The sequence below is a fragment of the Croceivirga thetidis genome, assembly GCF_012272815.1.
Lineage (GTDB): Bacteria > Bacteroidota > Bacteroidia > Flavobacteriales > Flavobacteriaceae > Croceivirga > Croceivirga thetidis.
The window spans coordinates 1,072,694-1,086,594 of record NZ_JAAWWL010000002.1 but is presented as its reverse complement, the minus strand read 5'-3'; the positions used below and the strand labels follow the sequence as shown (position 1 = coordinate 1,086,594).

The 13,901-nt window shown below is 40.7% G+C and carries 15 protein-coding genes; 10 read left to right on the top strand and 5 right to left on the bottom strand.

The genetic code is table 11. The annotated features are described in order from the left end of the window. Positions 1-55 precede the first annotated feature (55 nt). From HCU67_RS12585 to HCU67_RS12570, 4 genes are all read right to left on the bottom strand, one after another. Positions 56-1,786: a PspC domain-containing protein gene (locus HCU67_RS12585; RefSeq protein WP_168552961.1), complete on the bottom strand. Its 1,731-nt coding sequence runs from the start codon at positions 1,784-1,786 to the stop codon at positions 56-58. Then, the gene (locus tag HCU67_RS12580; protein WP_168552960.1) at positions 1,783-2,127 is read right to left on the bottom strand and encodes a PadR family transcriptional regulator; all 345 of its coding nucleotides are present in this window, start codon (positions 2,125-2,127) and stop codon (positions 1,783-1,785) included. The genes HCU67_RS12585 and HCU67_RS12580 overlap by 4 nt, the downstream gene beginning before the upstream one ends. 164 nt (positions 2,128-2,291) lie before the next feature. Beyond that, positions 2,292-2,741 (bottom strand): nuclear transport factor 2 family protein, encoded by a 450-nt coding sequence (locus HCU67_RS12575; RefSeq protein WP_168552959.1) that lies wholly within the window; start codon positions 2,739-2,741, stop codon positions 2,292-2,294. After that, positions 2,741-3,223: a DUF4870 domain-containing protein gene (locus HCU67_RS12570; RefSeq protein ID WP_168552958.1), complete on the bottom strand. Its 483-nt coding sequence runs from the start codon at positions 3,221-3,223 to the stop codon at positions 2,741-2,743. The genes HCU67_RS12575 and HCU67_RS12570 overlap by 1 nt, the downstream gene beginning before the upstream one ends. Positions 3,224-3,421: 198 nt before the next feature. Between HCU67_RS12570 and HCU67_RS12565 the strand changes: the two genes are divergently transcribed. Further along, the gene (locus tag HCU67_RS12565; RefSeq protein ID WP_168552957.1) at positions 3,422-4,015 is read left to right on the top strand and encodes a cyclic nucleotide-binding domain-containing protein; all 594 of its coding nucleotides are present in this window, start codon (positions 3,422-3,424) and stop codon (positions 4,013-4,015) included. 12 nt (positions 4,016-4,027) lie between these two features. Here the strand turns inward: HCU67_RS12565 and HCU67_RS12560 are convergent, their stop codons facing one another. Continuing rightward, the gene (locus HCU67_RS12560) at positions 4,028-4,894 is read right to left on the bottom strand and encodes a bile acid:sodium symporter family protein (RefSeq protein ID WP_168552956.1); all 867 of its coding nucleotides are present in this window, start codon (positions 4,892-4,894) and stop codon (positions 4,028-4,030) included. Between the two features lie 162 nt (positions 4,895-5,056). Here HCU67_RS12560 and HCU67_RS12555 point away from each other — a divergent pair, with 162 nt between their 5' ends. Genes HCU67_RS12555 through HCU67_RS12515 form a run of 9 tightly spaced genes read left to right on the top strand, consistent with a single transcriptional unit; the run spans position 5,057 to position 13,901 of the window. Continuing rightward, entirely contained in the window at positions 5,057-6,868 is a 1,812-nt protein-coding gene (locus tag HCU67_RS12555) for an acyl-CoA dehydrogenase family protein (protein WP_168552955.1), read from the top strand. After that, positions 6,869-7,645 carry a glucose 1-dehydrogenase gene (locus HCU67_RS12550; protein ID WP_168552954.1) on the top strand — a complete coding sequence of 259 codons (777 nt, stop codon included), beginning with the start codon at positions 6,869-6,871 and terminating at the stop codon, positions 7,643-7,645. A 48-nt stretch (positions 7,646-7,693) separates the two neighbouring features. After that, a complete protein-coding gene (locus tag HCU67_RS12545; protein ID WP_168552953.1) occupies positions 7,694-8,911 on the top strand; it encodes an acyl-CoA dehydrogenase family protein in 1,218 nt (405 codons plus the stop codon). Then, the gene (locus tag HCU67_RS12540) at positions 8,911-9,987 is read left to right on the top strand and encodes a phosphotransferase family protein (protein WP_168552952.1); all 1,077 of its coding nucleotides are present in this window, start codon (positions 8,911-8,913) and stop codon (positions 9,985-9,987) included. The genes HCU67_RS12545 and HCU67_RS12540 overlap by 1 nt, the downstream gene beginning before the upstream one ends. Then, a complete protein-coding gene (locus tag HCU67_RS12535; RefSeq protein WP_168552951.1) occupies positions 9,988-10,374 on the top strand; it encodes a hypothetical protein in 387 nt (128 codons plus the stop codon). Between the two features lie 2 nt (positions 10,375-10,376). Beyond that, entirely contained in the window at positions 10,377-11,135 is a 759-nt protein-coding gene (locus HCU67_RS12530; protein ID WP_168552950.1) for an SDR family NAD(P)-dependent oxidoreductase, read from the top strand. Between the two features lie 3 nt (positions 11,136-11,138). Further along, positions 11,139-11,912 (top strand): enoyl-CoA hydratase/isomerase family protein, encoded by a 774-nt coding sequence (locus HCU67_RS12525; protein WP_246865777.1) that lies wholly within the window; start codon positions 11,139-11,141, stop codon positions 11,910-11,912. An 11-nt stretch (positions 11,913-11,923) separates the two neighbouring features. Further along, on the top strand, positions 11,924-12,925 hold the full coding sequence (locus HCU67_RS12520; protein WP_168552949.1) for an NADP-dependent oxidoreductase: 1,002 nt from the start codon (positions 11,924-11,926) through the stop codon (positions 12,923-12,925). A 1-nt stretch (position 12,926) separates the two neighbouring features. After that, a complete protein-coding gene (locus HCU67_RS12515; protein ID WP_168552948.1) occupies positions 12,927-13,901 on the top strand; it encodes an NADPH:quinone oxidoreductase family protein in 975 nt (324 codons plus the stop codon).

Below are 13,901 nucleotides of genomic sequence, written 5' to 3'. Positions count from 1 at the left end.
TTACTTGTTTTTACTATTAAATATTTCCCAATTGTCGATTTCAGCGACTGAATTGTTAGTTTTCATCTGCTTTTATCTCTACTCCATCCTCATCGATCTTTACTTTAAGAGACTCAGCACCGTCTTCAATATTAATGTCGATTCCTTCTCCGTTGATTATCACACGATTTTCTTCCTCATCTTCATCTTCCCAAGATTCTGGGTCGTCTGGGCAGTTGAGGCATTTTAATTCACCATCACTGCCCATGACCCATTGGTAATCAACAATTTTTCGTCGATAATAATCTTGATCGTTTTTAGTACTACGTCCAATGGACTGTTTGACCGATTCGTCAAAAACTACCGTTTTTCCTTCAGGTATGTAGACAATACTGCGTACCTCTTGGTCACGTAATTTGTTCTCCTTTGAAGTGGTCAAATAATCATTCAATACAACTTCATCGCTATTCAAAACGTAGCCATAATCAATTTTTGCTGACCTATTTCGAGCTTCTTCAAATGAGGAGCCATCGGCGTCTTTTTTGATTTTAATTCGCAATAGGCTATCCTCTGACTTACGAATATCAAATCGCACATCGCGCGAATACAATAGGGGTTCGCCATTTTCATCATGAACCAAGCGCATATCACCAAAATGCATTGTATTTTCAAAGTCGAACTCGTCCGTATTGTTCATCGTTATCTTTATGGTGTCACCTTCCATTGTGAGACTATCATTAACCGATGTGGTACCTGTAAAGGAATGTTCTGCAGCTTGACGAATTGCTATCGCAGCCAGAACCCCCACAGAAATCAACCAAAGGCCAAAGAGTGTGAACTTGGCTATATTTCCGATTGATTTAAGATTGCTGACCAAGATTTTAAGTCCTGCATAGAGCACAAAGAAAAATGGAATGCCAAAAGCAAAAAATCCAAAAATCAATGTCGCCCAGATTGGAAACACCCCTGTGTCCATCATCAAATTAAAAAAGTTGACAACTGGAAAATTTGAAGCATCAAAAGCCCCTAAGGTGACCATTGTAATGAATAATGCTACTAGGTTTGCAGCACCTACTATTACCAAAATTATCCCGATGAATTTTCCAAAGACCTTAAATAGGAATAGAAAAATATCCCCTAGGGTATCAAAAAAGGTCTTGGAGCCGCTTTTGACCTTGTTGCCCACTTTATCGTAGTCAACGCTTTTTACCCTATCTGCAACATCATCAAACCCCTCTTTTACTTTGCGTTCTATATTGCTGATGTTGATGGGCTCTCCCCGCATGTCCAATTTTTGCGAAGTAGAAGCTGCCTCCGGAACCAATATCCAAAGTAGTATATAGGCTACAATACCAAAACCGGAAAATATGGCGAATAGAATAAATATGATACGTATCCATAGCGCATCAAGTCCCAAATAATATTCAAGGCCAGAACAAACGCCACCGATGTACTTTTGCTCGGTATCTCGATATAATTTCTTAACCCTGCTCTGTGTTGTAGTACTTGATTTTGAGCGTGGAGCATCTTCAAAAATATCCTCATCGACCATATAGTCTTCGGGTTGCCCCATAACATTGATGACCTCGTCAACTTCTTTCATGGTAATTACCTGGCGCTCGTGCTCCATTTTTTCACCAAAGAGTTCTGAGATACGGGCTTCAATGTCCGCAATGATTTCATCGCTTCCTGCAGTACCTGAAAAAGACCGTTTTATGGCCTCAAGGTATCGCCTCAGCTTATTGTACGCTTCTTCATCAATGTGGAAGAAGGTATTTGCCAAATTTATATTTACTGTCTTGTTCATTTTTTAGATTGATTACTAGTGTTGGTTACCAAATTAACTGCATTTCTAAGTTCATCCCAGGTTCCGTTCAACTCGTTCAGGAAAAGTTGCCCGGTTTCTGTAAGGGCATAGTATTTTCGAGGAGGCCCCGAAGTTGATTCTTCCCAACGATAATTGAGTAACCCAGCATTTTTCAAACGGGTCAACAGGGGGTAAATCGTACCCTCGACCACAAGCATTTTTGCGTCTTTAAGAGCCCCGAGAATTTCTGATGCATATTTGTCCTCATCTTTGATGATTGAAAGGATGCAATACTCCAGAACCCCTTTGCGCATTTGTGCTTTTGTGTTTTCTATATTCATAACTGCATGGTTCTAATTTTATACTGAAACAAGTTCAGCATTGGTTACTGTTCGTTTTAGTGTTTCCTCAGCTCCCTCTTTTAAAAGCAGAGGGAGTGGAAACTTGTATTGATTGATTGTTATTGATTGATGATTTTCGTTTTTTGATTGATGAATAAACTCCTTTATTTGTGTAAGCTAATAACTCTTGTAATAGTCCAGTTAGGACCGTTGTTTTTCCAAATGGTAATAAACCTACTTGGTATTGATTCAGCATTTGGTTCCTGATTGTTGGAAAAGCTGTGCATCCCAATTTGAACGGCGCCAAAGCCCGGTATTTCATGTACCTCTATGCTTCCCTCTACCAGCGTCCTGGTCACTTTACCACAGATATTTTCCTTGATACTTTGCAACACTCCACTTTTTGAAGTGGCCAAACCTGCACTATCATGATAAAACTCTAAATCTTCATCCATTAAAAGTGCTTGAGTCTCCATATCACATTTGTTGTAGGCGTCAAATAGTCTTTTGTCTAATTCCACAACTGTTTTGTGCAATTCTGAATTCGAATCAACTTGACCCTGTACCAGCGATACCATTAAAATCATTCCGATAAATAATAGAATACCTCTCATTACTTGATGAATTTAATGGTTAGAGGATATTCAAAGCGTTCACCTTCATTGGTACGGATTGTCGCTAAGATGGAATACACTACGTTGATGATAGTCAAGGCAAATTTTAAAAGGCCAACAATCCCTACTGGCCAAATCCAGCTTCCAAAGTGAAAGTTGTCGCCATCAATTCGAAAACTAAAATCGTTAAGATGATCGAGCTGGTTGAGGCTCCAATAGTTTCCGTCAAAGATGTCTGGAAAAAAGCCAATAAAGAACGGAACCCCTATAATACCAATGCATAAAGTGTACAACAAAAGGCTAATTTGAAAGTTCAAAGCCTGTTTGCCATTGTAGTCTACAAACTCATTTTGATTTTTGTTGGCCATCCATAAAATGAGCGGAAATATAAAGTTGCCGAAAGGCACAAAATATTTAGAAAATGTAGAAGCATGAATGGTAGCAGAAAGGTTCCGTTCGTATTTGCTTAAGGTGGTTGACATAGTTCGTTTTTTGATTTTATTGCCGTGATGAGCGGCATTTAATTGTTGATTGCCTATTAGCTTACGATGCAAATATATATCCAAAAGATGGTACTATGTGATACAAAGTACTAAATATTAACTTTTATTTAACAAATTAAAACACCTTAATTATGTGTAAATTTGAAGCTGTATCCCTTTAAATTAAAGACGCTACGGGTGGAACTGCAATTAGAAAATCTTAAACAAAAAATTTTATCGTACACCCATGTCGAAGAACAATTTTTGACCAATCAGGTTCGACAATACGAACGTTTTCAGTTAAAAAAGGGGGAGACTTTGGTAACTCCAGGTAAGAAAGTAGAGTATTTCTATTACCTGGCTTCAGGTTGTATTTGTTATTATAAAATGGAAGAAGGGGAGACCAAAGTATTAGAGTTCTATACTGAAGATGTTTTTTTTACCGACCTATTATCATATGTCAACGAAGTTCCTTCCAATTATTATTTAAAAGCCGTGGAGCCTACAATGGTTTTTGGTATCAAAAAAGTGGATGCTGAACGACTCTTCGATGATTCCCATCAATTGGAACGCTTTGGGCGACTTTCTATGCAAGAAGCTTTTCTAAAATTGTTTACGCGAGTTGAACGAATGAGCATCCGTAGCAACGATGAACGATATCTACGCTTGTTGGAAAAACGCCCTGACCTTTTTCAAAGGGTGCCAAATTACTTGATTGCCAGTTATTTGGGAATGACGCCTGTAGGGCTTTCAAAACTAAGAAAACGGCTTACAACAAATTTATCGGAATAGTTTAGCAAAAAATCAAGCTATGTGTTTCCGCCTTCCCAGCACCCACATTAAAATTCCACCTGTGATAAACATCCAAATGGAGTAGGCAGCGATGGGTATACCCATTTCTGTATTTAGTAATATGGTCGATACAATTACAAAGGCCAAGGTGCCATTCTGAATACCACTTTCAATCGTGATTGAAATAGTACTCTTAAAATCCAATTTGAACAATCTCGAGGTCAGGTAACCCAGTCCCATGGTCGCCAAATTTAAAACCAAGGTCACCAATCCGACTTCTTTTAGGCCGCGCGCAATGGTTGCTGAGTTTGCGGCTATAACCGCTACAAGTACCAAAATAAAAAGGATTGCTGATGCCGTTCGCATTGGTTTTTCCATTCGCTGCGAAAATTTGGGCTTGAACTTTTTGATTAGCATTCCAATTGAAATTGGTATTACCGTTATCACCATTACTTGCAATATGGTATCAACAACAGGTAGTTTAATGACCACATCAGAGGTGCTCCCAAAATAGTCAAGGGTCTTGGAAAGAATAAGGGGTATGGTCAAAATCGTTATGAAACTCGCTATAGCCGTTAAGGTTACTGAAAGTGCAATATTTCCTTTGCAAGTATGAGTAATGAGGTTGCTTGTTGGTCCACCAGGTGAGACTGCCAAAACCATTAGGCCTATAGCCATTAGAGCTTCCATTTTAAATAGCACCGTTATTGCAAAAGCTATTATAGGTAAAAGGATGAGTTGATTGGTCAATCCCAATAGCACTGATTTGGGATAGACCAGTATTCTCTTGAAGTCGTCGAGGGTCAAGGTCATTCCCATTCCTAACATGATAATTGCCAAAGAAAGTGGTAGAAATACAGTACTTAGCAGTTCGGCCATATTTGCGATTTTAGGAATAGAAGATAGTGATTGCTAAAGGATTTCAAATTCAACAAGGGTTTTTTTATCGATACTTTGAAAATCCATTAGTTTTATTATACTGGTTTAATAAGAATGACCTGAATTAGTACTAATTTTCAACCTAGACAAAAACAAGCAGCTATGGCAAATCAATATGTAGATTTAGAGACACTGAAATACCTACTTTTTCAAGTTCAAGATTTGAAGGAAGTACTTGAGCAAGAGCGCTACTCAGAATATGATGAAGAGGCAGTTGAAATGTTTATTGATTCGGTAAAGGACTACGCCGATAAAGAAATGTACCCTTATTTCAAAGAGATGGATGAACATCCAGCTCATTTTAAGGATGGTGAAATTGTGGTACATCCACAAGTTACCAAATACATGAAAGAGGCAGGTGAAATGGGCTTTATAGGCGCACCATTTGATTATGACGCTGGTGGATTACAAATGCCATCAATGGCCGTAAATGCATCGTCATTTATTCAAGAGGCGGCCAACAATCATCTCCCGGGCTATGTTGGCTTAACCCTTGGCGCTGCAGAATTGATAGTTCATTTTGCCAATCAGGAACTAAATCAAACCTACGTGCCAAAAATGATTTCAGGTGAATGGGGTGGAACCATGTGTTTGACTGAACCACAGGCCGGAAGTTCATTATCAGATATTGTGACTTCTGCGACTCCTGATGGTGACACCTACAAAATTCACGGACAGAAAATATTTATCTCTGGTGGTGACTATCAAGGAGCTGAAAATATTGTTCACTTGGTTTTAGCCCGTATCAAGGGCGCACCGGCAGGTACTAAAGGAATTTCGCTTTTTGTTGTTCCAAAGAATAGACCTAAATCAGACGGAAGTCTTGAATCAAACGATGTGACAACAGTGGCGGACTTTCAGAAAATGGGACAACGTGGCTATTGTACGACTCATTTGTTTTTCGGTGATAAGGAAGATTGTACCGGTTGGTTGGTTGGAGAACCGAATCAAGGGCTGCGTTATATGTTCTTAATGATGAATGGTGCGCGTATTGCTGTGGGTCGTGGAGCAGCAGCAATTGCAACAGGTGCATACCATGCATCTTTAAATTATGCCCATGAACGACCTCAAGGTCGGGAATTACAGAGTTCAGGTAAAAAGGACGCATCTCAGGAACAAACCTTGATTGTAAATCATCCGGATGTTCGAAGAATGCTTTTACTTCAAAAGGCAATTACCGAGGGCTCATTGAGCTTGGTTTTCCTTTGTTCAAAATATTATGATTTATCGGTTGCTGCATCCGACGAAAAAGAAAGTGAACGGTATAAACTGTTATTGGAGATTATGACACCAATTGTAAAGACCTATCCTTCTGAAATGGGTATCACCTCAATCAATAATGGGGTTCAGGTTCTAGGTGGTTATGGTTTCTGTTCCGAGTATATTCTACAGCAATATTTAAGGGATATTCGAATTTCTGCTATCTACGAGGGTACTACTGGCATTCAATCACAAGACTTACTGGGCCGGAAAATTACCATGGCCAATGGTAAAGCACTTCAATTATTATCCGAGGAAATCAAACAGTCTATAGGTGAAGCCATGGCGCATGAATCACTTGCGCCATACGCCAAAAAATTGGGGGCGAAACTGGAATTGACCCAAGAAGTACTCCAATCTTTGATGGGTTATGCCATGCAAGGTGACTACCAAAGGTTCTTAGCAGACGCTACTCCGTTTATGGAATTCTTTAGTACCATAGTAATGGCTTGGCAATGGTTGGTTATCGGTACAAATGCACAACAAGCATTGGTAATGGGTTCTAAACGCAATTCAGAAGAATTCTATGAAAGTAAGCTCCACACCATGAAGTTCTATTTCAAATATGAATTGCCAAAAACACAAGGACTATCTGAAATTTTAATGGACAAAGAGGCCTTGACCTTAAATACGGATAAAAAGATATTTGCCTAGATGAGTGAAATTAAATCAAAATTTGACCTTTCGGGAAAGGTTGCCATAGTAACCGGTTCAAGTAAAGGTATAGGCTTGTCAATAGCCCAAGGTTTAGCAGAAAATGGCGCAAAAGTCGTCATCAGCAGTAGAAAGCAAGAGGCCGTTGATGCAGTTGCTTCCGAATTTAAAGCAAAAGGGTTGGAAGCAATAGGCATTGCCTGTCATATTGGTGATGCTGAACAACGGCAAAATCTAGTAGACAAAACCTTGGAGGCTTATGGCCGAATAGACATTTTGGTGAACAATGCCGCTATCAATCCATTTTACGGACCACTTGAAGCTACTGGAGAAGAGGTTTTTGACAAAATTATGGATGTTAATGTGAAGGCACCTTGGTTACTATCCAATTTGGTGCAGCCCAATATGAAGGAGAACGGCGGAGGTAGTATCATCAATATTTCTTCCGTAGAAGGAGTACATCCGGGGTTTCGATTGGGCTTGTACAGCATGTCAAAGGCAGCTTTGATCATGTTGACTAAGAACCAAGCCAAAGAATGGGGTAAACTGGGAATTCGTGCCAATGTTGTTTGCCCAGGATTGATTAAGACCAAGTTCAGTCAGGCCCTTTGGAGCGATGAAAAGACTTTGGGTATGTATACGGGGACCATTCCGCTTAAACGTATGGCAGAGCCAGAAGAAATGGCTGGACTTGTTATGTTGTTGGCCTCTGACGCCGGGTCTTATATGACAGGCGGGGTATATTCAGCAGATGGAGGGTATTTAATCTCCGGATAATCATTTTTTGTAATTCCTGTGTCGGCGGGAATCCATAAATAACACAATATGAATTTTGAATACACCGAAAGGTCATTGGGGCTTCAACAGAAACTTCGAGACTTTATAGAAGTACACGTTCAACCTGTTGAAAAGGAAGTGGAGGCTTTTCATTCCAATCCAGAAAACTACTGGAAACGTTGGCCCGGTTTAGAAAAACTAAAACAAAAGGCCAAAGATGCTGGTTTGTGGAATCTCTTTCTGCCCAAAACCTACGGGGACCTCAGTCCCGGTTTGACCAACTTGGAGTACGCTCCCTTAGCAGAGCAGATGGGCAGAATGATTTGGGCTTCTGAAATTTTTAATTGCAGCGCTCCTGATACAGGTAATATGGAGGTGCTGGCCAAATACGGAACTCCTGCACAACAAGAAAAATGGCTAAAGCCCTTGTTGAATGGCGAAATACGCTCTGCCTTTTTAATGACGGAACCCGAGGTGGCCTCGTCAGATGCAACAAACATTGAAACCGCTATTTTCGCTGACGGTGATGATTATGTCATCAACGGCAGAAAATGGTGGTCTTCTGGGGCTATGGACCCCAATTGTAAGATTGCCATTGTCATGGGCAAAACTGATTTTGAGGCTCCACGGCACTCACAACAGAGCATGATTTTGGTCCCTATGGATACTCCGGGACTTAAGGTGCTTCGCCCGCTGTCTGTTTTTGGATATAACGATTCTCCAGAAGGGCATGCCGAGGTACTATTAAGCAATGTTAGGGTACCGAAAGAAAATTTATTGTTGGGCGAAGGTCGCGGATTTGAAATTGCACAAGGTCGATTGGGCCCTGGTCGGATTCATCATTGCATGCGATTGATTGGTATGGCACAACGCTCTTTGGAAATTATGGCAAAGCGCACTTTAGAACGCAAACCGTTCGGTCGTACTTTAGATACTTATAGTAGCGTGCGACAAGATATTGCCAAATCAGCTTGTGAAATTGAACAGACCCGTTTATTGGTACTTTCTGCTGCGGATAAGATGGATAAGGTGGGGAATAAAGAGGCAAGAGACTTAATCGCTATGATAAAAATTATTGCTCCGAGCATGGCCTTGGATATTATTGACAAGGCTATTCAAGTTCTTGGAGGAAAAGGAGTTAGTGGCGATACACCCCTCGCACATTTCTACGCGGCTGGCCGAACCTTACGTTTGGCTGATGGCCCCGATGAGGTGCATATGAGCCAATTGGGTAAAAGTGTAATTAAGAAATACACCCAATCCTGATGAGTACAAATCCAACAAAGCCGGTTAGGGAAGGAGAGGAGTTGAATTCAGAAAACTTGAAAGCTTTTCTGCATCAAAATGGACTGATTCAAGCTACTGATGTTGAGTTACAGGTGTATCAGTTTTCCAACGGTTATTCAAACCTGACATATCTAATAGGTATCGATGACAAGGAATTCGTTCTGCGTCGACCGCCATTTGCAGCACCAAAAAGGGGGCATGATATGGGTAGGGAATACAAAGTGCTTTCGAAACTGAATCTGGTTTTTGATAAAGCACCACGTACCTTCGCTTTTTGTGAAGATATCAATGTATTGGGAGCTCCCTTTTACCTAATGGAAAAAGTACAAGGTGAAATTTTAACCGCTAAAGCTGCGCACAAAAAAGGAGTATCTCCGGAAGAATTTAAGACAATTTCAAATACATGGTTGGATGCCTTTGTAGAATTTCATGCCATTGATTACAAGGCAGCAGGACTTGAAGATTTGGGAAGACCTGAGGGCTATGTTTCTCGACAGGTCACCAATTGGGGTAAACAATATTTGGCGGCGGCCACAGATGACGTTCCCGCAGCCCAAAAGGTCATGGCATGGATGGAAGATAATCAGCCAACTGATTATGACCATACCATAATCCATAATGATTTCAAGTACGATAATGTTGTTTTCAGTGATGATAATTGGCTTGAGATTTCTGCAATTCTAGATTGGGAAATGTGCACTTTAGGGGACCCTTTAATGGATTTGGGAACTTCCCTCGGTTATTGGACTACTGCCCATGATGCAGATTTCATGAAACAAGGACTTCCATCACCAACGGTTATGGAGGGTAATCCATCGAGGAGTGATATTGTTCAATCTTATGCGGAGAAAAGTGGTCGTTCGGTCGATAATATTGTGTTCTATTATGCCTATGGTCTGTTTAAGATTGCTGTAATCGCTCAACAGATATACTATCGGTATAAACATGGTCATACTCAAGACCCAAAGTTTGCCAATTTAAATAAAGCAGCAGCATTATGCTGTAACAATGCTTGGCAGGCCATTCAGAAGAATCAAATCGATAAGCTGTATTAAATGGAAGCGTATATCAATGTAAATCCAGACGAATTTCAACGATTTAAGGCAGAGGTCGGTGATGCTCCAATTACAATGTTGAATCTTTTGAAATATAAAGATTTGGTTGAGGAGACAGGTCAAACAGGAAAGGAAGGCTACAGCGCATATTTGAACGCCGCATCACCCTTTTTAGAAAGTGTGAATGCCAAAGTGCTGTTTTTTGGTTCTCCAAAACATATGCTAATTGGTCCGATGGATGAAGCGCTTTGGGATGCCGTGATTATAGTTCAATACAATTCGTTTTCCGACTTTTTTAAAATGGTCAATTCAGAGGGCTACCCTTCACATTTAAGGGCACAAGCACTGCAAGATTCAAGATTAATTCATTGTAAATCAATTCAATAAATATGAATTTAGAAAATAAGGTTGTTGTAGTAACAGGCGCTGGTAGTGGTATTGGTAAAGCAACGGCCAAACTTTTTGGCACACACGGTGCCATGGTAATAGTTTCCGATATAAATCATGACAATGCAAAATCCGTAGCCGACGAAATATTAATGGCAGATGGTAAGGCAAGTGTTATGAAAACCGATGTTACCAGCTTTGATGAGGTCGATGCAATGATCAATCAAATTGTTGAGAAACATGGCCAATTGGATGTTATGGTCAACAATGCGGGAATTGGTGGAAAATTGCAGGCGAGAACTGCAGAACATACCCTCGATGATTGGCATAATGTTGTGGCGGTAAATCAAACAGGGGTCTTTTATTGTATGAAAACAGCCTTAGGGCAAATGATAAAACAAGGTCATGGAAATATCGTCAATGTTGCCTCTTTGGCAGGATTACGTGCTTCGGGTAACAATTTGTCCTATTCCGCCAGCAAATTTGCAGTAGTGGGTATGACGAAATCAGCCGCCTTGGAATATGGAAGAAAAAATATTCGGATAAATGCAGTCTGCCCCGGCTTTACAGAGTCGGCACTTCTAGATCAGTTGTTATCCGTGAGCCCTGATATGGGTGATAAGTTGAAGCGGTTTATACCTATGGGAAGGTTTGGAGAGGCTAATGAAATTGCAGAAGCAATTTGCTGGTTGGCATCTGACAATTCAAAATTCATTACAGGTCAAACCATAACATTAGATGGTGGAAATTCCTTATTGTAGACTATGTTGAATACATTAAATATTGAAAGAAAAGAGGGTTATGCCATTGTTGCATTGAATCGAGGCAAGGTCAATGCCATTAACCAAGAAATGGTTGATGAACTAAGTGAAACTTTTCAATTGCTTGAAAATGACGAAACGGTAAGTGGCGTTATTTTGACCGGTCAACCCCATTTCTTTTCTGCTGGTTTGGATTTGGTCGAGCTCATTCAATACAACAAGGAACAAATGGATAATTTCTTTATGTCTTTTGGTTCATTGTATGTACAGTTGTTACGATTTAAAAAGCCTTTTATTTCCGCTATTACAGGTCACTCCCCAGCCGGAGGATGTGTTCTGGCAGTTACCTCTGACAATCGTTATATGGCCGAGGGACCAAAATATGTGATTGGTTTGAATGAGGTTGCAGTGAATATCCAAATCAGTCAAAACCTCACTGAGGTGTATGCGTATTGGATGGGTGAAGGGTTGGCACATCGCTATATTTTAGAAGGGAAACTATTAAGTGGGGAAGAAGCTCTTGCTGCAGGATTGGTTGATGAACTCCTGCCATTGGACGAAGTATTACCTAGAGCTGAAAAACAGATGCAACAATACCTTAAAGCTGATTTTGATATTTTAATTAATACCAAGCACAAGGTGCGAAAGCATTTATTGGATAGGTTGGATACAAATCCCGCGGAATCCTTAAAAGAGGCCTCCACACTTTGGTGGAAACCAGAAATACGAACTAAAATGGAAGCTTATGTCGAAAGCTTCTCGAACAAGAAAAAATAGAACAAGAAAACATGAACAAACAACTTTTATTTGTCAAAAGACCGGTTGGAGAAGCTGGTGATGATACATGGGATTTGGTTTCCAATCCAATTCCGGAACCTGCAGATGGGGAAATTCTAGTGAAACAACATTACATTTCTTTAGACCCTGCTATGCGCGGATGGATGAACGATGCCAAGTCTTACATTGAACCTATGGCCATAGGTTCGGTTATGCGTGCTGGTTCTGTTGGAGAAGTTATCGCCTCCAAAAATTCAAAATTTAATGTTGGGGACTTTGTTTCCGGACATGGTGGGGTACAACAGTATATCACAACAGATGGTAAGGGTTATTATACGGTGGACCCGAAATTAGCACCACTACCGACCTATATAGGCACATTGGGCATGCCAGGTATGACCGCTTATTTTGGTATTCTGGAAGTTGGAAAAATAAAGGAAGGTGATGTGGTATTGGTTTCAGGTGCTGCAGGAGCTGTGGGTAGTATTGTAGGGCAGATAGCTAAAATCAAGGGATGTACTGTAATAGGTATTGCTGGTGGCGCTGAGAAATGTGACTATATCACAAACGAATTGGGCTTTGACGGGGCTATTGATTACAAGAACGAAAGCGTTCGAAACAGATTGAAAGAGCTATGTCCTAAAGGTATCGATGTGTATTTTGATAATGTTGGGGGTGAAATATTGGACATTGCTTTGACCCGACTACGTTTGCATGCCCGAATTGTGATTTGTGGTGCAATCTCTCAGTACAACAACAAAATGGCAGTCAAAGGGCCAAGCAATTACCTTTCCCTTTTGGTGAACCGTGCAACCATGCAGGGAATGGTTGTTTTTGATTGGGCCAAGCGTTACGGCGAGGCAGCACAACAAATGGGTATGTGGATGGCTCAAGGTAAATTGAAGAGTAAAGAAGATGTGTACGAGGGTATCGAGAATTTCCCAGAGACCTTCGCAAGATTGTTTACTGGTAATAAAATGGGAAAATTGGTCTTGAAGGTTATCGAAGATTGATATGAAAGCAATTCGATGTAAAAGCTATGGCCCGCCTTCGAATTTAGTATTTGAAGAAACAACCGATTTAGAAGTTGGTCCAAAACAAGTATTGGTTGAAGTCAAGGCCTGTGGTCTCAACTTTCCAGATACGCTAATTATTCAAGGCCTGTACCAATTTAAACCTGAGTTACCGTTCACCCCTGGCAGTGATATTGCCGGAGTTGTAAAAGCCATTGGCGAAGGAGTGAAACATGTAAAGGTCGGTCAAGAAGTTTTCGGTTTTGTTCCCTATGGCGGATTGGCAGAAGAGGTGTTGGTGCCTGCAAACTCATGTTTTCCGAAACCACCACAAATGAATTTTGAAACCGCAGCTTCTTTTTTAATGGCCTACGGTACCTCATTTCACGCACTAAAAGATAGGGCCAACCTAAAAGAAGGTCATACATTATTGGTTCTCGGTGCTTCTGGTGGTGTAGGTTTGGCCGCAGTGGAACTCGGTAAACTCATGGGCGCAAAGGTGATTGCTGCAGCCTCATCTGATGAGAAATTAGAGCTGTGCAAAAAGTATGGCGCCGACTTATGCTTGAATTATAGCACTGAAGATGTCAAATCGCGATTGAAGGAAATGACCGATGGCAAGGGAGTTGATGTGGTTTACGACCCGGTTGGCGGTTCGTATTCTGAACCTGCACTCAGGGCTACTGGTCGATATGGACGTTATTTGGTTGTGGGCTTTGCTGCAGGCGATATTCCTAAAATTCCGTTGAATTTGCCATTACTCAAAGAAGCTGAAATCGTTGGAGTCTTTTGGGGCAGCTTTGCAATGAAAGAACCTCAAGCCAATATGGAAAACAGCATGCAACTCATGAAATGGCATGCTGAAGGGAAACTAAAACCCCATATCCATAAAACATATGAATTAAAAGATACCGCCCTAGCATTAGAAGAAATGATGCATCGAAAAGTCATGGGCAAGTTGGTGATAACAGTATAA